The following is an 18526-nucleotide window of genomic DNA, read 5'->3' on the forward strand; positions in this document are numbered from 1 at the left end:
ACACCCGCTTCCGCTCCGGACGAGGATGGCGCCGGGACCCGATCGGGTCCCGGCGCCATCCTCGTCCGGGCTCAGCCGCGACGGCAGGGGCCGGTCGCGGCGTCAGCGGTCACTCGCAGCCGATGGCGTCCCGGTAGCCGCGGGGCGTCTTGCCGGCGGCGACCTGGTCGGCGACCTCCCAGAAGACCTCGGACCAGCCGCCGTCCTTCTCCATCGACTTCAGGATCTTCCACTGGTGGCTGCCGCGCATCGCGGCCTCGGCCTTGCTCCGGGCCGCGCTGTCACCGGCCTTGCCGGCCCGCTGCCACTCGGCGATCCACGCGCAGCCCACCTTGCCGGTCACGCCGGCCCCGAACTGGTACCGGTCGTTGGTGCCGAGCTTGGTCAGCACGCTCTTGTCGAACCCGGGCGGCAGCGGGATGTCGGCGAGCAACTCGGCCGCCGCGTCCGCCGCCTTGGCCGGGGTGACGATCTCCGGCGGCAGCGCGGCCAGCCAGGTGTCCACGTCCACCTGCTTGATCCCGGCGGTGACCTCGTCGAACCGGGCCCGCGTCCACGCGCCGCCGGTGCGCAACTCGGCGAACGTCGTGCCCTGCGGCCGCAGCAGCAGGGCGAAGTCGCCGGCGCTGTAGGTGTAGACCTCACCCGGCAGCGGGCCGGCCTTGCCCGGCTGCGGCTTGCTCACGTCGCGCCGGTCGTCGACATAGCCCTGATAGTCCTTGGCCGGGTACCAGTTCATGTCCAGCGTGGCGCCGCCCTTGCGGAAGGTGATCGCGCCGGAGTCCTCGGCGAAGCCGGAGACGTTGGTGACCTCCCAGCCCGCCTCGCCGATCAGCAGCCGCGGGCTGGCCTCGGCCGCCTTGACCGCGGCCAGGGTCCAGCGGGACGCCGGCGCGCTGGTGGCGGGGGACGTGCCGGCCGCGACCGGACCGGCGGGCTTGTCCGGCTGATCGCGCAGCGCCGCCGTGACGCCGACCACGCCGACGACCGCCGCTGCCGTCGCCAGCGAGACGGCCAGCCGGCGGCCGAAGACGGGCCGGTGGACCGTGGCCGGTGCGGGGGGAACGGACATGATCTCCTCCAGGAGGTCGTGCTCGGCCCCGCGGAGATCGATCAACTCGGGACGGTAGGGATCGGCGTCGCGCACCAGGCGCTCCACGCGGTCGTCGGTCATCGGCCCTCCTTCGGGGACGGTGCGGACAGGATGCTGAACACATGTCCGGGCGGTGCCGGATCGTCACCGACGAGTTCTCGCAGCCGCGCCCGGGCCCGGGACAGCCGGGTCCGTACCACCGCCGGGGACACCTCGAGCACCTCCGCCACCTCGCGCGGCTCCAGTCCCTCCCACGCGGTCAGGGTCAGCACCTCCCGATCGAGCCCGCCGAGCCGGGCCAGCGCGTCGCGCACCGCCAGCCGCTGCGGCACCTCGGCCGCCGGATCCCCGCCGATCGCGGCCAGCCGGGCCCGCAACCGGTCACCGAGCCGGTTGCGCCGCTCGTTGCCGCGATGGTGGTTGGCCAGCACCCGCCGGGCCACACCGTAGAGCCACAGCCGCGTCTCCGCCCCGCCGGGCATGTCGTCCCGCCGCCGCCAGGCGATCAGAAACGTCTCGGCGACCACATCGGCCGCGTCGGCGGGCTGCTCGACCCGCCGCACCGCATAGCCGAGCAGCGCCGAGAAGTTGGCGGCGTAGGTCTGCCGGAATTGTTCATCGGAACTCACGATCACCTCATGTCCGGCAGCACCCACATCGTGACAGCTCATCCTGCCCGGATTCGCCGAGCGAGCGGTCCAGCCGCTCGGCGCTCCCGGAAACCGATCATGTTAGGTGGGTCGCCCCGGCGGTGCCGGCCACGGGAGAATGCCGCCATGAACGAGTTCGAGGTGGTGGTCGGCGCCGGATGCCTGCGGTCCGCTCGGGAGCGGGTGGTCCGCTTCCCGCACCGGTGGACCGGGGAGGGCGTGACCGTCGAGGCGGACTTCACCGGGGCACACCTGCTGCACCTGGCCGCCGCCGGATGCGTGCTCAACGACGTCTATCGCGAAGCCGCCGCCCTGAACCTCGAGGTGGACGGCGTCCGGGTCACCGCGTCGGGCGGCTTCGACACGTCCACCTGGGCCTCGACCGGCATCGAGTACCGGGTCGAACTGGCCTCCGCCACCGCCTCCGCCGCCGACCGCGAGGCGCTGCTGGCCCGGGTCGACGAGGTCGCCGAGATCCCCCGCACCCTCCGGGCCGGCGCCCGGGTCGAGCGAGTCGCCCCCTGACGCCCGCCGGGGAGCCGACGCTGTCGTGTCGCTCGGGTGGCGGCATCGGACGATCGTCACAGATGGTCGTCGGCCGTCGCACGACCGGCAGCCTCGACCCCTCTGCCGACATCCGGACAACCTGACCAACGACGAGCGACCGGCTTTGACGGCCCTGCTCAACCGCTGTCCCGAACTCCGCGAGGCCCATCGACTCGTCCGGGATTTCGCCAAGATGATGGCCTACCGCCGCGGACAAGAACTCCCCTGCCGCCGAGCACGGTGACGCGCGGACCGTTCAGGGTCGGCGAGTGAGCCCGTGGTAGGTCCAGCGATATTTCGCGTTCGTTGTGCGGGCGACACTGTCCAGCACGGCTCCGGCGTCCAGCCAGGGCTGCACCAGCGATCCACGGACCTCACGAGCGGCGAGCGGTTCATAGCCCTTGTCCTCTTTGAGCAGGTCGAGGACGGTGAGCTGCCCTTCGTGCCGGGATGTTCCGTAGCTCCGGATCCCCTCGGCCAAGAAGGCCGAGAAGTCCCCGAGCGTGGGGAACAGCGACGACGACCATCGTGGAGCCGGGACCGCTCGACCGGTGAAGCGGTCGTTCCCCAAGGTGATCAGAAACGACTCGTCGTCTCTGCTGATGTTCGCGGGTAGATGCTCGTGCTGGGCCGAGAACCCGGCCCCGGTGAAGAGGGAGCCGAGAGCCGAGTTGGTCGTGCGCTCGGTGACGAAGACGGCAGGGCGGCCGCCTGACCTCTGATCGAGAACTCCGTAGCGCCGCGCCGCGCTGACGCTTCGGACGCCGAACAGGGAGGGGACAGGACCGGCCGTGACCTTGCTGAGCCGCAACACGCACACCGAGGCAACCGCGTCGCCGTCGACGAGTTGGGGGGTCAACCAGGCGACCGGGAGCAGGCGTTCCAGGTGGTCGGCGGGCAGCCGGTAGTTGAAGATGATGCGCTCTTCCACCAGAGCGCGAACTGAGGGCAGCTGGCTACCCGTCGCCGTCAATTCGGGGGGATCAAGTACAGGCATGGGGCACAAGTCTGCACGCCTGTGCCGCGATGACACCAGGGCCCACCGGGCTCCCGCGACGATGCCGGCGGCCGGTGTCCGCTCGTAGCGGTACGGGAGGACGACAAAGAAGGCCGGCAGCCATGCTGCCAGCATCGCTACGCCGGCGGCCTTGGCCCACACCTCAAGCCGTTCGGATGAACAGCGGAAACAAGGTTCGACCTACCCAGGCGCCGGATAACGCTGTGTCACAGTCGGTCGGCTCCGCGGCGGGACTTTACGAGTGCACGGATCTGCCGATGAGAGGGCACTCGGATTGCGCCGAGAATTGTCCACCGCCTGGTGATTCACGTCCTACCACAAGATTATGGATGAGCCGGATTTCTCGTGCGGCTGTCTACCCAGCTGGGCCGCCGGATCAGTCCGATGGCAAGCAGCGTGAGCGAAAGCAAGGGCATCGGGTGACCAATGGCGACGGCGAATGCCAAGTCCGCAAGGCCTCCGACCGCTGTTGCTACGAAGATCCAGCGGGGCCCGGTTCCGGCCGGGGCGCGATACCGGGCGCGGACCTTGCCCCACGGCTTCGCGACCGAAAGCCAGCCCTGGAACGCGATGGCGCTTGCCATGAGACCGGTCCCGATGATCTGAGCCGGTGACGGCCCGGCGGTCAGGGAGTCCGTGAGCGCGGGGGACAGCAGGAAGATGCCCAGGTAGAGCTGGACTAGGGTGATCGCGAATTTGATGAGGACCCACCAGTTTCGGAAGAACCCCCAAGGCGTGGCGGCGGCTAGCATGATGCCGGTGAAGGCTGAGGCGTCAGCCATCGGCCCCAGCAAGCGTCCGTCGAGAACGTGTGCCATGGAGGTGGCCGCACTCCGGACAGAAACGTCGTCGGCTCCATGCCCGACGGAGAGCAGCACGCACAATGCCATTGCTTGGGCCATCCAGCCCACCGACGTCAATACGTGTAGCCAAACCGTCAGGTGCCTCCACCGCTTCGTCACACAGCGATAATTCAACAAATCGTGCCTGCCGGCCATCGGGGAAAACCCGGAAACAAGCTCGGGGTGACCTGGTCGGCATATCGGTCCGATCCGGAGAACGCACATCCATGACAACGTCCTCGTCTGCCGCAGAGAACGCGCGCTGGATCCCGTCGCTGCCCGCGCTCAGCGCGGTGGCCGGCACGCACCGTAGTGCCCTCGGTGACGCAGCGGCCTCGTCCGCAGCGGCGTCGGGGTGGAGTGGAAGGTAGGGCAAGCTAAGAGAGGGAAGCAGGCTCGGACCTATGGCGCCCGGCGACGAACCAACCGTGGGCATCGTCGAGCCAACGATCGAGTCGATCAGGTCCGGTTCCCCGTTCACAGGCAGGTGCGAATACACCTCGACGGCACAACCATCCGGCGTCACCACTCCGCTGTCATCCATTCAGACGACTCTGACAGACGCCGCCTACATGCTGGAGGAGCCGAATCGATCACGAAAAGTGGGCAGAACCAGGGGTTCGGTGGCGGGGCCGGGTGTTTCGCCGGATACCGGTGCCGGCTCCGTCTCGGTCCGGTAGACGCGCAGCCCGCGCGCCCGGTAATTGGCCAGGGCGATCGGGCTGTCGAGGCTGCAGGTGTGCAGCCAGACACGCTCGGCGGCGGGCAGGGCGGGCCAGCGGGCCGGCAGCGACCAGGACTTCTCCAGGGCGGTGGTGAGCAGGAACCCGCCGAGGCGCTTGCCGATGAACGCGGGGAGCAGCCCGAAGTACACGATCTCGACCGCACCCGGCCGGGTTCCGTCGAGCTCGAAGTAGCCGGCCGGGGTGCCCCGGACGTAGCCGACCCAGGTCTCCAGGCCGGGCCGGTCCAGGTGGTCCTGCCACTGCTGCCGGGTCCAGGGCAGCCGGTCGGTCCAGGACCAGTCGCCGCCGACGGCGGTGTAGAGGAAGCGGCTCAGCTCCGGCGACGGGATCTCGGCACGCACGACGTCCACGGGCAGGCCCGGCGCCGCACCCGCCTTGATCTCGGCCGCGTCGGTCTGCTCCAGGTACCAGGTCGTGATCTCCACCCGGCCATGATCGCTCGCCGGCGCCAGCCGCGGCGTGACCGCGCCCATTCGGCCAGCCGGTGCCGGTCCGAAGGCGGGTAGCGGTGATCGTGCGGCCCGCGGGGTGGGCTTGCAACGCCCGCCGGGCCAGGGTGTCCTGGGTCACTGTCACAAAGTTCGCTGCTGGGCAGTCCTGTTACGAAGCTCGGGTGGTGACGGTTGTGGAGGTGGCGAGATGCGGATCGCGGTGGCTGGCGGGACCGGCTGGGTGGGCAGGCTGGTGGTCGCCGAGGCGGAGCGGGCCGGGCATGACGTCGTGGTGATCGCGCGGTCCCGGGGGATCGACGTGATCGGCGGGGACGGGCTGGACGCGGCGCTGCGCGGGGCCGACGTGGTGATCGACGTGACGAACCGGACCACCCTGGACGGCGCGAAGGCGACAGCGTTCTTCGAGACGGTGACCAGGAACCTGCAGGAGGCCGGGGTGCGGGCCGGGGTGAAACACCACGTGCTGCTCTCGATCATCGGGGTGGACCGGGTCGCGTGGGGTTATTACCAGGCGAAACTCCACCAGGAGAGGGTGGCGCTCGCCGGGCCGGTGGCGACCACGGTGCTGCGGGCGGCGCAGTTCCACGAGTTCGCGGTGCAGTCGCTGACCCGGTTCGGCGGGCCGGTCGCCGTGGTGCCGAGGATGCTCAGCCAGCCCGTCGCGGCCCGCGAGGTGGCCGCCGAACTGGTCCGGCTCGCCGCGGGCGCACCGGCCGGGATGGCCGCCGAGATCGCCGGTCCGGAGGTCCTGGAGATGGGCGCCCTGGTGCGCGAGGTGGCCCGCGCCCACGGGCCGCACAAGTGGGTGCTCAGTCTCCCGATGCCGGGCAGGGCCGGCAAGGCGATGGCCACCGGCGGCAACCTGCCGAGCGGCCCGGGCATCCGCGGCACCGAGACCTTCGACCAGTGGCTGCGCCGTCGGGGAGCCGATTCGCCTACCGCAGGACCGGCATCGCCTCGGTGAGCATCGCGCGCCAGTCCCGCAGCGGCGTCACGTCCGTTTCCGCCCACCGGGCGTGGCCGAGCACGCTGTAGGCCGGTCGCCTGGCCGGCCGCACGAACCGGTCGCTGGTCGTCGGACGGACCCGCGCGGGGTCCAGCCCGGCCTCCTCGAACACCGCCCGGGCCAGGCCGAACCAGGTGGTCGAGCCGGCCGCGGTGCCGTGGTAGACACCCGGCGCCGCGGCCGAGCGGGCCAGCGCCACCAGCTGCTGCGCCAGTGCGTACGACCAGGTCGGCGGCCCCTGCTGGTCGTCCACCACGTCCACCGTGTCGCGCGTGGCGGCCAGTCGGAGCATCGTCGTGACGAAGTTCGGCCCGTGCTCGCCGTACAACCAGGCGGTCCGGACCACCGACCCGCCCGCCGCCAGCACCGCTTCCTCGCCGGCCGCCTTGCTCCGGCCGTAGGCGTTGATCGGCGCCCGCGCCGTGTCCTCCGGGATCGGCGTGGTCGCCGAGCCGTCGAAGACGTAGTCGGTGGAGACGTGGATCAGCCGCTTGCCGGCCACCGAGGCGAGGTTCGCCGCACCCCGGCCGTTGATCGCGGTGGCCTGCTCCTCGGCGGTCTCCGCGCCGTCCACGTCGGTCCAGGCCGCCGCGTTGATCACGACGTCGATGCCGTCGAGCGCCCGCTGCACCGCGGACCGGTCGGTGATGTCGAGGTCGGCGCGGGTGGCCGCCACGACGTCGGCGCCGTGCAGCACCTTCAGCAGATCCCGGCCGAGCATGCCACCGGCGCCGGTGATCAGCCAGCGCATCAGAGCCCGGCCCGGGACTTGAGCGGCTCCCACCAGTCCCGGTTCTCGCGGTACCAGGTGACCGTCGCGGCCAGCCCTTCGTCGAGGGTGACCCGCGGCTCGTACCCCAATTCGGTGTTGATCTTGGTGATGTCCAGCGAGTAGCGGCGGTCGTGACCCTTGCGGTCCGGCACCGGCGTGACCATGTCCCAGTCCGCGCCGCAGGCCGCGAGCAGCTTCTCGGTGAGCGAACGGTTGGTCAGCTCGGTGCCGCCACCGATGTTGTAGACCTCGCCGGCCCGGCCCTTCTCCAGCGCGAGCTGGATGCCGCGGACGTGGTCGGTGACGTGCAGCCAGTCCCGGACGTTGCCGCCGTCGCCGTAGAGCGGCACCTTCCTGCCGTCGAGCAGGTTGGTCACGAACAGCGGGATGACCTTCTCCGGGAACTGGTGCGTGCCGTAGTTGTTGGAGCAGCGGGTGACCACCACGTCCATGCCGTGCGTCCGGTGCGCCGCGAGGGCGAGCAGATCGGAGGAGGCCTTCGAGGCGGCGTAGGGCGAGTTCGGCGCCAGCGGCCAGGTCTCGGTCCACGAGCCCTCGTCGATCGAGCCGTACACCTCGTCGGTGGAGACGTGCACGAAGCGGCCGACCCCGGCGGCGCGGGCCGCGTCCAGCAGCACCTGGGTGCCGAGCACGTTGGTGGTGACGAACGGTACCGCGCTGTTGATCGACCGGTCCACGTGCGACTCGGCGGCGAAGTGGACCACCGCGTCGTGCCCGGGCAGCAGATCACGCAGCAGGTCGGCGTCGCCGATGTCGCCGCGCACGAAGGTCAGTCGGGAATCCGTCACCGGCAGGTTGGCCAGGTTGCCCGAATAGGACAACAGGTCCAAGACGGTCACCGATGCGCCGACCGCACCTGGGAAATCATCCTTCAGTACCGCTCGCACATAGGCCGAACCGATGAAACCGGCGCCTCCGGTCACAAGAATCTGCACAGCGGGCGAGTGTACTACCGCTTCCACTGTGTTTAGTCTTCCTCAGTGCGCGGAATTCTGCTGGCCGGTGGTACCGGCTCCCGGTTGTGGCCCATCACCATGGCCATGTCGAAACAGCTCATGCCAATTTTTGACAAACCGATGGTGTACTACCCGTTGACCACACTCGTCTCCGCGGGAATTAGGGAGATCCTGGTCATCACCACCCCGGAGGATCGGCCGCATTTCCGGCGTCTGCTCGGTGACGGCGACCGATTCGGGCTGTCGCTCTCCTATGCGGAACAGCCGAAACCGGACGGGATCGCCCAGGCGTTCCGGATCGGTGCGGACTTCATCGGCGACGAGCCGGTGGCGCTGATCCTGGGCGACAACATCTTCCACGGGGTGGGCCTGGGCCGGCAGCTCGCGGCGTTCACCGAGCCGGCCGGCGGGCGGGTCTTCGCCTACCCGGTCGCCGACCCGGAGCGCTACGGCGTCGTCGAGTTCGACGCGGCCGGCAAGGCGCTGTCCATCGAGGAGAAGCCCGAGAAGCCCAAGTCCACGTACGTCGTGCCCGGCCTCTACTTCTACGACGCCGACGTCGTGCAGATCGCCGAACGCCTGGTGCCCAGCGCCCGGGGCGAGCTGGAGATCACCGCGGTGAACGAGGAGTACCTGCGCCGCGGCCGCCTCGACGTGACCGTATTGGATCGGGGTACGGTGTGGCTGGACACCGGCACGTTCCAGTCCATGGTGCAGGCCTCGGAGTACGTCCGGGTGATCGAGGAGCGGCAGGGACTGAAGATCGGCTGTGTCGAGGAGGCCGCCTGGCGGCACGGGTTCATCACCGACGATCAGTTGCGTGAGCTGGCCCAACCGTTGCTGAAGAGCGGCTACGGGACGTACCTGGAGCGGCTGCTGGAGACCGGCCCGTTCGGCGGTGCCCGATGAAGATCCGGCCGCTGACCATCGAGGGCGCCTGGGAGGTCACCCCGGTGCAGCACGGCGACGACCGGGGCACGTTCCTGGAGTGGTACCGCTTCGATCACCTGGCCGCGGCGATCGGGCACCCGCTGAACCTCGCCCAGGCCAACCTGTCCACCTCGACCCGCGGCGTGGTGCGTGGCGTCCACTTCGCCGACGTGCCGCCGGGCCAGGCGAAATACGTGACCTGTGTGGCCGGTGCGGTGCTGGACGTGGTGGTCGACATCCGGGTCGGCTCACCGACCTTCGGGCAGTGGGAGGCGGTGCCGCTGGACGACCGGGAGCGGCGGGCCGTCTATCTCGCCGAGGGACTGGGCCACGCGTTCTGCGCGCTGACCCAGGGGGCCACGGTGGCCTACCTCTGCTCGTCGACGTACCGGCCCGGGCACGAGCACGGGGTGCACCCGCTGGACCCGGCGCTGGCGATCACCTGGCCGGTCGAGGCGCCGTCGCTGTCGGCGAAGGACGCCGCCGCGCCGTCGCTGGCCGAGGCGCTGGAGGCCGGCCTGCTCCCGCGGTACGAAACATGTCGTGACTATGTCGAAACAATGCGTCATTTTGATGACAGTCAATAGTCCGGTGTGGATGATTGACTCGCGTAGATCCCTGTAGTAAGGCGGCCTGGAATTCGGACGCGTCCGAACTGGAGGCCTTGCGTGTCTTACTCTTTGGCACCTCATCCGAATAGCTATTCGCGTCGTGCGGAAAGCTGTAGCGCGCGATGGGTAGGGTTCAGCAGTCTGTCTCTTGTGTCCGGTGGGTCTGGCGTTGCGTGACCGACCGGTCACTGCTGAGTGCGGTAGGTGCCTCGGCGTCACATGGTGACCGGCATGTCCGGTTTGCCGGTAAAATTGTGTAATGGATTGACCGCAGCCAATGGGGGCAGAGGCGTGCAGACAATCGAGTCGCTGGCCACCGTCGACCTCAGCGATCGAGCTGATCAGGTCCGGCGGGGACGACGTGCCGGCGAGACCCGGGCCGGCTGGCAGAGCCGATACTCCCGGGTGCTCTACCTCATCGACTACGCCGTCGGACTGGGCGCCGCCTGCTGGGCGCTGGTCCTGCGGTTCGGCCCGGACAACCAGACCGAGCCGAACATCAAGGGCTACGTGCTGCTGACCGCGGTGCTGCCGTTCGCCTGGATCATCTGCCTGTCGGTGAACCGCGCCTACGAGCCGCGGCACCTGTTCGTCGGCACCGACGAGTACGCCCGGGTGTTCCGCTCCGGGCTGGCGCTGATGGCCGTGCTGGCGATCGTCTCGTTCGTCTTCGACCTGCGCCTGGCGCGCGGCTACGTGAGCATCGCCCTGCCACTAGCCATCGTGGTCGACCTCGGCGCCCGCTACCTGTTCCGGCAGCGGCTGCACCGCTCCTGGGCCCGCGGCGACCGGCTGCACCGGGTGCTGCTGGTCGGGCACGAGAAAGCCGTCTCCGACATGACCCGCCGGCTGCGCCGCGAGCGCTTCCACGGGCTGGGCGTGATCGGCGCCTGCCTGCCGGTCACCCCGAACCCGAAGGCGTTCACCGCCGGCATGCCGCCGGTCTACGGCACCTTCGACGCGGTCAACTCGGCGGTCACCCGGTCCGACGCGGACACCGTCATCGTGCTGGCCTGCCCGGAGATCGACGGCGCCGCGCTGCGCCGGCTCGCCTGGCAGCTGGAGCGCGACGAGATCGACCTGATCGTGGCCAGCACCCTGGTCGACGTGGCCGGCGACCGCACCACCATCCGCCCGGTCGACGGCCTGCCGATGCTGCACGTCGAGCACCCCAAGCTCAAGGGCAGCGCCCGGGTGGTCAAGGACGCCTTCGACCGGCTCGGTGCCGCGCTGCTGCTCTTCCTGCTCTCGCCGCTGCTGCTGGTCACCGCGGGTCTGGTGATGTTCGGCAGGGGCGGCCGCGGTCCGGCGATCTTCAAGCAGGAGCGGGTCGGCAAGGACGGCCGCACCTTCATGCTGTACAAGTTCCGGACCATGGTGGTCGACGCCGAGGCGCGGCTGGCCGAGTTGCAGGCGCTCAACGAGCACGACGGCGAGCTCTTCAAGATCAAGGAGGACCCGCGGATCACCCCGATCGGGCACTGGCTGCGGCGCTTCTCCATCGACGAGCTGCCGCAGCTGCTGAACGTGCTCAAGGGCGACATGTCGCTGGTCGGCCCGCGCCCGCCGCTGGCCCGCGAGGTGGCCGGCTACCCGTCCGACATGCTCCGCCGGCTCGTCGTCAAGCCCGGCCTCACCGGCTTGTGGCAGGTGTCCGGCCGCTCCGACCTGTCCTGGGAGGAGTCGATCCGCCTGGACCTCAGCTACGTGGAGAACTGGTCGCTCGCCATGGACGTCGCCATCCTGTTCCGTACCGTCAGCGCGGTCCTGCGCAGCTCGGGGGCTTACTGATGACCATCCGCCCGCGCCTGACCGTGATCGGCACCGGTTACCTCGGCGCCACCCACGCGATCTGCATGGCCGTCATGGGCTTCGAGGTGCTCGGCGTCGACGTGGACGCCGCCAAGATCGAGAAGTTGAGCTCCGGCGAGGTGCCGTTCTTCGAGCCCGGCCTGCCCGAGCTGCTCGCCAAGGCCCTGGAGTCCGGCCGCCTGCGGTTCGGCACCGACTTCGCCGAGGCCGCCGCCTTCGGCGACGTCCACTTCATCTGCGTGGGGACGCCGCAGGCCGCGGGATCCGAGGCCGCCGATCTGCGGTACGTCGACAGCGCTGTCACCACGCTCGCCCCGCACCTGCGCCGTCGCGCCCTGGTGGTCGGCAAGTCGACGGTGCCGGTCGGCACCGCGGCCCGCCTCGCCGGCCTGCTGCGCGAGCTGGCCCCGGCCGGTGACCGGGTCGAACTCGCCTGGAACCCGGAGTTCCTGCGCGAGGGCTTCGCCGTCGACGACACCATGAAACCGGACCGGATGGTCTTCGGGGTCACCTCGGACTGGGCCGAGCAGCGGCTGCGCGCCGCGTTCGAGCCGGTCCTGGCGCAGGGCGTCCCGGTCAAGGTCACCGACCTGCAGACCGCCGAGCTGGTCAAGGTCGCCGCCAACTCGTTCCTGGCCACCAAGATCTCCTACATCAACGCGATGGCCGAGATCTGCGAGGCGACCGGCGCCGACGTGCACGACCTGGCCGAGGCCCTCGCCTACGACGAGCGGATCGGCGGCAAGTTCCTGCGTCCCGGGCTCGGCTTCGGCGGCGGCTGCCTGCCCAAGGACATCCGGGCGTTCGCGCACCGGGCCGAGGAGCTCGGCGTCGGGCAGGCGGTCGGCTTCCTGCGCGAGATCGACGGGATCAACCGGCGCCGCCGCGCCCGTACCGTCGATCTGGTCGTCGAACTGTGCGGCGGTGACGTGGCCGGCAAGCGGATCGCCGCGCTCGGCGCCGCGTTCAAGCCCAACTCGGACGACATCCGGGACGCGCCGGCCCTCGACGTCGCGGCCACGCTGCGGCGGATGGGCGGCGACGTGGTCGTCTACGACCCGGCCGCGATGGACAACGCGCGGCGGGTGCACCCCGAGCTGACCTACGCCACCAGCGCGCTGGACGCCGCCCGGGACGCCGACGTGGTCGTGCTGCTCACCGAGTGGAACGAGTTCCGCGAGATCGAACCGTCGGCGATGGCCGCCGTGGTGCGCCGCGCCAAGATCGTCGACGGGCGGCATGCCCTCGTCCCCGCCAGCTGGCGCACCGCCGGCTGGGAGTACCGGGCCCTCGGCCGCCCCATCGTGCAGGGAGTGTAAGCAACAGTGAAGATTTCCGTGGTCCGCCCCGACGAGCTGGGCCCCGGTGAGCTCGCGGCGTGGCGGCAGTTCCAGAAGGACCAGCCCGAGCTGCAGAACCCGTTCCTGGCGCCCGAGTTCACCCTGGCCGTTTCTCATCAGCGGCCGTCCGCCCGGGTGGCGGTCCTGGAGGAGTCCGGCGGCATCGCCGGCTTCTTCCCGTTCGAGGTGCGCAACCGGGTGGTCGGGGTGCCCATCGGCTTCGGGATCACCGACTGCCAGGGACTGGTGCACCGGGCCGGGTTCAGCTGGGACGCGGTGGTGCTGCTCAAGGCGTGCCGGCTGCCGGTGTGGGAGTTCGACCACCTGATGGCCGGGCAGGCCCCGTTCGCCGGGTACCACACCGAGACGACCGGGTCGCCGCTGATGAACCTGCGCGACGGCTACCCGGCGTACGTCGAGGATCGCAACCGGTCCGGCGACCTGGTCAAACAGACGCTGCGCAAGCAGCGCAAGATGGGCCGGGAGGTGGGCGAGGAACGGTTCGCCTGGGACGATCGCGACCCGGGCGCGCTCGCCGCGCTGCGCGAGTGGAAGTCCGCGCAGTACCGCCGCACCCAGCAGTACGACAGGTTCGACACCCCGTGGATCGAAGGCGTCCTCGAGGAACTGCTCGCGTCCCCCTCCGACGACTGCCGCGCGGTGGTCTCCACCGTCTACGCGGGCGACCGGCCGGTCGCCGCGCACCTGGGCCTGCGCAGTCCGTCGGTGCTGGCCTACTGGTTCCCCGCCTACGACGTGGACCTGGCCAAGTACTCCGCCGGCATCCTGCTCTGCCTGCGGATGGCCGAGGCCGGGGCCGCCGACGGCCTTCAGCGGATCGATCTGGGCAAGTCCGAGGCGCTCTACAAGACCCGGCTGATGAACGACGAGACCCCGGTCGCCGCCGGCCGGGTCGGCCGCTCCTGGCCGGTCACCACCGCGCGGCGCACCCAGACCGCGCTGTCCCGCACCATCAAGCAGGGCGCGCTGGGCGAGAAACTCAAGAGCGGGCGTACCGGCAAGGTGCTCCGCGGGCTGAAGGCGAGGCTGGCCTCCCGATGACGGTGCTGGTCGCAGTGGTCACCTACAACAGCGAGCGGCTGCTCGCCGACCTGATCGACGGGCTGCGGGTGGGCCTGGACGGGGTGAAGTGGCACCTCGCGGTCGCCGACAACGCCTCCCGGGACGCCAGCGTCGCCACCGTGCGCCGGCTGGCCCCGGAGGCGACGGTCGTCGAGATGGGCCGCAACGCCGGATACGCGGCCGGGATCAACGCGGCGGTGGCCGCGTCACCGGCCCACGACGCGATCCTGGTGCTCAACCCGGACGTGCGGCTGGCGCCGGGCTGCATCTCGACACTGCTGGACGCGCTGCGCGTACCCGGGACCGGGATCGCGGTGCCGAACATCGTGGACGGCGACGGCGAGCTGATCTACACCATGCGCCGCGAGCCGAGCGTGCTGCGGACCCTGGGCGACGCGTTCCTCGGCGCCCGCCGGGCCGGGCGCTTCGGCCCGCTCGGCGAGGTGGTGGCAGACGAGCGGTTGTACTCCGAGGAGCGCTTCGCGGACTGGGCCGAGGGGTCCACGATGCTGGTCAGCGCGGAGTGCTGGGAACGCTGCGGCCCATGGGACGAGTCGTTCTTCCTCTACTCCGAGGAGACCGATTTCGCCCTGCGGGCGCGGGACGCCGGCCTGGGTACCCGCTATGTGCCGGCCGCCAGGGCCATCCACCTGGAGGGCGACTCGCGGGTGTCGCCCGGACTGTGGTCGCTGCTCACCCTCAACAAGGTCCGGCTGCACCGCAAGCGCAAGGGGCGGGCCCGGGCCGGCGCGCTGTGGGCGGCCCTGGTGCTGCGCGAGTCCAGCCGCGCGCTGCTCGGCAAGCGCCCGAGCCGGGCCGCGACCCGGGACCTGCTGACCCCGTCCCGGCTGCGGGAGCGGCCCGGACCGGCCAGCGTCGTCCGCTGGTCCTGACCAGCAGCGCTACCACCCACGGCCCGCTCGGCTCCCGGCCGGACCGGTTTTCGGTACGACCGGGAGCCCCGCCGTGGGCTCGCTCCGCGGCGGCGTCCCGGGCGGGTGCGGGACCCGGCCCCGCGAGCACGCCGGCACCGGTCACGCGCCGGTGGGCGTACCGGGAACGCGAGGCGGCCCGCGGTCCGGCGCACCCGGACCGGGGAAGCGGTCAGCGCCAGCGTTTGACGACGCCGGCGGCGGCGTTGCGCAGCCGGGGGCGCAGCTCGCGGGAACGCTGGACCGCGGCCCGGACCGACTCCGGGGTGTCGTCGCGGTAGACGCTGAAGCGCGGCTGCAACCAGCGGCCCGGTGTCGCCGGACGGCGGTCGCTGGTGAAGACGGTGGTGTAGCCCAGCCGGCGCAGCGAGGACAGCGTGGTGCGGTCGTAGCGGCCCAGCGGGCAGGCCGCGCGGGTGACCGGCCGGCCGATGATCGAGGAGATGCGGTCCCGCGCCTCGGCCAGCTCGGCCCTGGTGGTGGTGTCGTCCATGCCGCGCCAGGGGTGGTGCCACATGCCGTGGTTGGCGACCGGCATCCCGTTTTTGATCAGGGTGCGCAGGTCGTCGGCGCCGAGGCTGCCGGGCTGGTCGAGACGGCCGGCCAGGACGAAGAACTCGGCGGTGAGGCCGCGCTCCAGCAGGGCCGGCAGGGCGATCTCGACGTCCGAGGTGTTGCTGTCGTCGAAGCTGAGGTTCACGTCCGGCCAGCCGGCGACCTCGTCCAGGATCGCCGCGAAGGCGGCCTCGCTGATCCAGTACTGCTCCTCGCCCGGTTCCAGCTCGCGCCGCGGCTCGCCGATGCCGTGGAACAGGATGTTGATCTGCTCAGGCACGCGACTCCTCCTGGATCCGGGAGGACTCGTCACGGCCCCAGCCGGTGTCCGGGCGGCGCTTGGCCTGACCGGCGGCGTACAGCGTGATGCCGGCGTAGCAGACGGCGGCGGGCGCGAGCCACGGGCGGCGCAGCACCACATCCTTGAGCCAGGAGGAGCGGCCGGCCGGGCGTACGTCGGCGGTGATCTGACCGCGGGCGGCGGCCGCCCGCATCGCCGCGTTGCCCGCCCGCACCCGGATCAGCCGGCGGATCAGATCCCGCGTCCTGCGCGGGGTCGCCACCAGCGACGACACGGACGCCACCTGGGTCTTCTCGTCCACAGTGAACAGCGAGTCGACGAACAGGTCGTCGGCCACCATGTCCGGGAACCGGGTGAAGCGGGCGCGCCCGGCCTCGGACAACACGATCACGCCGCGGCCGAACAGGCCGGTCCGCAGCGCCGGCAGGTGCCGGTGGACGCTGAAGTACGCCCGGACCAGCAGCGGCCGTCCGGTGAGGTCCAGCTCGCGGCGGGCGGTGGCGGCCGGGGTCCGGTCCCGCGCCGCGGCGGCCAGCGCGCGCAGGCCGTCGGTGCTCACCATGACGTCGGCGTCCAGATAGACGCGCGGAAAACCGGACGCGACGGCGTCGGCCGCATTGAGCGCGCCGGGTTTGCCGGGCTCCGGGAGATCGAGGACGCGTACGCCACGGGCCGCCGCCACGGCGACGGTGTCGTCGGTGCAGCCGTTGGCGGCCACCGTCACGTCGAACTCGCCGGGACGCGCGTCGGCCAGCAGCGTGTCGAGGCAGCGGCCGATCACCGCTGCCTCGTTGTGCGCGGCGATGACGACGCTGGTCACGGCACGTCCGCCGGGGTGGTCTCGCCGACCGGCCGGCGCTGGCCCGGGATGGTGGCGGCCGGCACCTTCAGCAGGCGGCGCCACACCGCGACGTACTTCTCGGCCTGGTGCTCCCAGGACAGGAAGTCGCGGAACCGCTCCTTGCCCACCCGGTGCATGTGCTCGCGCAACGCCGCGTCGTCGAGCAGCGTGTTGATCGCCTCGGCGAACTCGGCCGGGTCGCCGGTCTTCACGTAGAGCCCGGCGTCGCCGACGCTGGCCCGCGTCTCGATCAGGTCGACGGCGACCACCGGCACCCCGCGGCCCAGGTACTCCACCGTCTTGGCCATGGTGGACAGCTGGTTCATCCGGGTCGGCAGGTCGGGCTGGATGGCCACGGTGGCGTCGCGCAGCAGCGCGTCCACCTCCGGACCGTTGAGCCAGCCGGTGAACTCCACCACGTCGGTCAGGCCGCGCGCGGTGGCCAGCTCGCGCAGCGCGGCGGCGGTCTCGCCGTCACCGGCCAGGACCATCCGCCAGCCGGTGCGGCCGCGCAGCCGGATCAGCTCCTCGGCGGCCAGCACGGCACCCTCGACATTGTCCTGTGGACCGAAAACGCCCAGATATACGACGCGATGCGGGCCGTCCGCCCGGGCCCCGTCGGGTCCGGCCTTGCCGGCGATCTCGGCGTGCGCGGGCCCGTTGCGCACCACGGTGACCTTGTCCGCGTCGACCCCGCGGCGCACGGCGTTCTCCTTGAACGACTCGTTGGTCGCGAACACCGCCGTCGCGGTGCGCAGCGTCAGCCACTCGAAGGCGACCAGCAGCCGGGAGACCAGCGGGTTCGGATCGCCGCCGCGGGAGATGTACACCTCGGGGGAGAGGTCGTGGTGGTCGAACACCCACGGCTTGCCCAGCGCCCGGACCAGCAGCGCGAGCGGGAAGTAGACATCCGGCGGGTTGCACACCTGCACGGCCTGCGCCCGGCCGCGGAAGATCTCGCCGAGCAGCCGGATGGTGATCCACACGAACGACCAGAGGAACTCCCCGGCGAACGAGACGAACCCGCTGCCGTAGAGCAGCACCGGGTAGGGCCGCAGCCGGGTCCGCTGGCTGCCGGGCAGGACTTTGAGACCACGGTCACCGCGCGGTGCGATCACCGTCACGTCGAAGCCGGCGGCCTCCAGGCTGAGGCATTCGCGAATGACCCGGCGGTCCTTCTCGGCGGGCAGGTTGGCCACCAAAATAGCGACGCTCGGTCGGCGCTTCGATCCCATCACGCGAACAACATTTCAGAAACGTGCTCGCGTAGACATGCCGCGTCGGTCACAGCTGAGGGGCTGAACGGACTACTTGATCAGTCCAATTTGGCGAGTTCGCCGTGGCAGCGGCGCTCGCGGCGGGTCGCCGGCGGCGGCCCAGAACGGTGTCTGTCCAGAATGCGACAGCGCAGGTCCCGAGCGTACCGAGCAGCCCGACGCCGATCAGCGAGCGCAGCGGCGAGTGGGTCAGCAGGGTCGAGCTGGGCGGGACCAGCTGGGCCACCGTGATGCGCAGGCCCCGCTTCACCCGGTACGCGTCCTGCAGCTCCTTGATCTCCTGCTCGTAGGTGCTGTGCAGGATGGCGAGCGAGCGCAGGGCACCCTGCTCGTCGGTGCCGATGTTGGTGATCGACATCGAGCCGATCACGTACCGCGGCTCCTGCCGGGTGCCGGTGTTGCGCGGCTCGAACTTGTACGTCCCGGTGACCCCCTTGGCCCGGAACATCTCCTGGCTGTCCGCGGTGTTCAACCGGTTCGCCACGGCCGCCGCGGTCACCGCTATCGACGGGTAGAGCCCGGTGACCGGGTTGGGCTGGTACTCGTTGACCGGCGGCTGGATCATCAGCACCTCGGTGGCCAGGTAACGGTCCTGGGTGTGCACCGCGGGATTGGCGGCCGCCGCGGTGATCAGGGCGCCGGCGAGGATCAGATACCAGCGCCGTTCCAGCACTCCGGCCATATCGGACAGATACATTGTTATCCCGCTTCCCGCGCGTGACCTGCTGTGGGACTCCTTAGC

General features: G+C 70.8%; 19 protein-coding genes. 8 read left to right on the forward strand and 11 right to left on the reverse strand.

From position 1 onward, the window contains the following. Positions 1–109: 109 nt before the first annotated feature. Together Actob_RS16000 and Actob_RS16005 are read right to left on the reverse strand one after the other, a co-directional pair. Positions 110–1174, reverse strand: coding sequence for a hypothetical protein (locus Actob_RS16000; protein WP_284920980.1), 1065 nt, complete (start codon positions 1172–1174; stop codon positions 110–112). After that, on the reverse strand, positions 1171–1722 hold the full coding sequence (locus Actob_RS16005; RefSeq protein WP_284920981.1) for an RNA polymerase sigma factor: 552 nt from the start codon (positions 1720–1722) through the stop codon (positions 1171–1173). The genes Actob_RS16000 and Actob_RS16005 overlap by 4 nt, the downstream gene beginning before the upstream one ends. A gap of 147 nt (positions 1723–1869) precedes the next feature. On the opposite strand from Actob_RS16005, the gene Actob_RS16010 reads away from it, so the two are divergent. Next, entirely contained in the window at positions 1870–2268 is a 399-nt protein-coding gene (locus tag Actob_RS16010) for an OsmC family protein (protein ID WP_284920982.1), read from the forward strand. Between the two features lie 277 nt (positions 2269–2545). On the opposite strand, the gene Actob_RS16015 is transcribed toward Actob_RS16010, so the two are convergent. The 3 genes from Actob_RS16015 to Actob_RS16025 form a co-directional block, all read right to left on the reverse strand. After that, positions 2546–3286, reverse strand: coding sequence for a DUF2071 domain-containing protein (locus tag Actob_RS16015; RefSeq protein WP_284920983.1), 741 nt, complete (start codon positions 3284–3286; stop codon positions 2546–2548). A 344-nt stretch (positions 3287–3630) separates the two neighbouring features. Continuing rightward, positions 3631–4185: a hypothetical protein gene (locus tag Actob_RS16020; protein ID WP_284920984.1), complete on the reverse strand. Its 555-nt coding sequence runs from the start codon at positions 4183–4185 to the stop codon at positions 3631–3633. A 532-nt stretch (positions 4186–4717) separates the two neighbouring features. Then, entirely contained in the window at positions 4718–5320 is a 603-nt protein-coding gene (locus tag Actob_RS16025; RefSeq protein WP_284920985.1) for a GNAT family N-acetyltransferase, read from the reverse strand. A 214-nt stretch (positions 5321–5534) separates the two neighbouring features. On the opposite strand from Actob_RS16025, the gene Actob_RS16030 reads away from it, so the two are divergent. After that, on the forward strand, positions 5535–6311 hold the full coding sequence (locus Actob_RS16030; RefSeq protein ID WP_284920986.1) for an SDR family oxidoreductase: 777 nt from the start codon (positions 5535–5537) through the stop codon (positions 6309–6311). Here Actob_RS16030 and rfbD read toward each other — a convergent pair. Next, positions 6283–7104 carry a dTDP-4-dehydrorhamnose reductase gene (gene rfbD / locus Actob_RS16035; protein ID WP_284920987.1) on the reverse strand — a complete coding sequence of 274 codons (822 nt, stop codon included), beginning with the start codon at positions 7102–7104 and terminating at the stop codon, positions 6283–6285. The genes Actob_RS16030 and rfbD overlap by 29 nt on opposite strands. Next, entirely contained in the window at positions 7104–8081 is a 978-nt protein-coding gene (gene rfbB / locus Actob_RS16040; protein ID WP_284920988.1) for a dTDP-glucose 4,6-dehydratase, read from the reverse strand. Before rfbB ends, rfbD begins: the two co-directional genes overlap by 1 nt. Positions 8082–8126: 45 nt before the next feature. Between rfbB and rfbA the strand changes: the two genes are divergently transcribed. The 6 genes from rfbA to Actob_RS16070 all read left to right on the forward strand — a co-directional run bounded on the left by rfbA (position 8127) and on the right by Actob_RS16070 (position 14771). Further along, complete coding sequence (gene rfbA, locus Actob_RS16045) at positions 8127–9011, forward strand: glucose-1-phosphate thymidylyltransferase RfbA (protein WP_284920989.1); 885 nt, start codon at positions 8127–8129, stop codon at positions 9009–9011. Continuing rightward, the gene (locus Actob_RS16050; RefSeq protein WP_284920990.1) at positions 9008–9619 is read left to right on the forward strand and encodes a dTDP-4-dehydrorhamnose 3,5-epimerase family protein; all 612 of its coding nucleotides are present in this window, start codon (positions 9008–9010) and stop codon (positions 9617–9619) included. Before rfbA ends, Actob_RS16050 begins: the two co-directional genes overlap by 4 nt. Positions 9620–9934: 315 nt before the next feature. Beyond that, entirely contained in the window at positions 9935–11434 is a 1500-nt protein-coding gene (locus Actob_RS16055) for a sugar transferase (RefSeq protein WP_284920991.1), read from the forward strand. Beyond that, positions 11434–12774: a UDP-glucose dehydrogenase family protein gene (locus Actob_RS16060; protein WP_284920992.1), complete on the forward strand. Its 1341-nt coding sequence runs from the start codon at positions 11434–11436 to the stop codon at positions 12772–12774. The genes Actob_RS16055 and Actob_RS16060 overlap by 1 nt, the downstream gene beginning before the upstream one ends. A gap of 6 nt (positions 12775–12780) precedes the next feature. Continuing rightward, entirely contained in the window at positions 12781–13857 is a 1077-nt protein-coding gene (locus Actob_RS16065) for a GNAT family N-acetyltransferase (protein WP_284920993.1), read from the forward strand. Further along, positions 13854–14771 carry a glycosyltransferase gene (locus Actob_RS16070; RefSeq protein ID WP_284920994.1) on the forward strand — a complete coding sequence of 306 codons (918 nt, stop codon included), beginning with the start codon at positions 13854–13856 and terminating at the stop codon, positions 14769–14771. The genes Actob_RS16065 and Actob_RS16070 overlap by 4 nt, the downstream gene beginning before the upstream one ends. A gap of 211 nt (positions 14772–14982) precedes the next feature. Here Actob_RS16070 and Actob_RS16075 read toward each other — a convergent pair whose 3' ends face one another. The 4 genes from Actob_RS16075 to Actob_RS16090 all read right to left on the reverse strand — a co-directional run bounded on the left by Actob_RS16075 (position 14983) and on the right by Actob_RS16090 (position 18481). Beyond that, positions 14983–15645 carry a polysaccharide deacetylase family protein gene (locus Actob_RS16075; protein ID WP_284920995.1) on the reverse strand — a complete coding sequence of 221 codons (663 nt, stop codon included), beginning with the start codon at positions 15643–15645 and terminating at the stop codon, positions 14983–14985. Continuing rightward, the gene (locus tag Actob_RS16080) at positions 15638–16486 is read right to left on the reverse strand and encodes a glycosyltransferase (RefSeq protein ID WP_284920996.1); all 849 of its coding nucleotides are present in this window, start codon (positions 16484–16486) and stop codon (positions 15638–15640) included. The genes Actob_RS16075 and Actob_RS16080 overlap by 8 nt, the downstream gene beginning before the upstream one ends. Beyond that, positions 16483–17706, reverse strand: a complete 1224-nt coding sequence (locus Actob_RS16085; RefSeq protein WP_284920997.1) for a glycosyltransferase family 4 protein — start codon at positions 17704–17706, stop codon at positions 16483–16485. The genes Actob_RS16080 and Actob_RS16085 overlap by 4 nt, the downstream gene beginning before the upstream one ends. 85 nt (positions 17707–17791) lie before the next feature. Then, positions 17792–18481 (reverse strand): hypothetical protein, encoded by a 690-nt coding sequence (locus Actob_RS16090; protein WP_284920998.1) that lies wholly within the window; start codon positions 18479–18481, stop codon positions 17792–17794. Positions 18482–18526 lie beyond the last annotated feature (45 nt).

The organism is Actinoplanes oblitus (assembly GCF_030252345.1).
In the GTDB taxonomy this organism is placed as follows: domain Bacteria; phylum Actinomycetota; class Actinomycetes; order Mycobacteriales; family Micromonosporaceae; genus Actinoplanes; species Actinoplanes oblitus.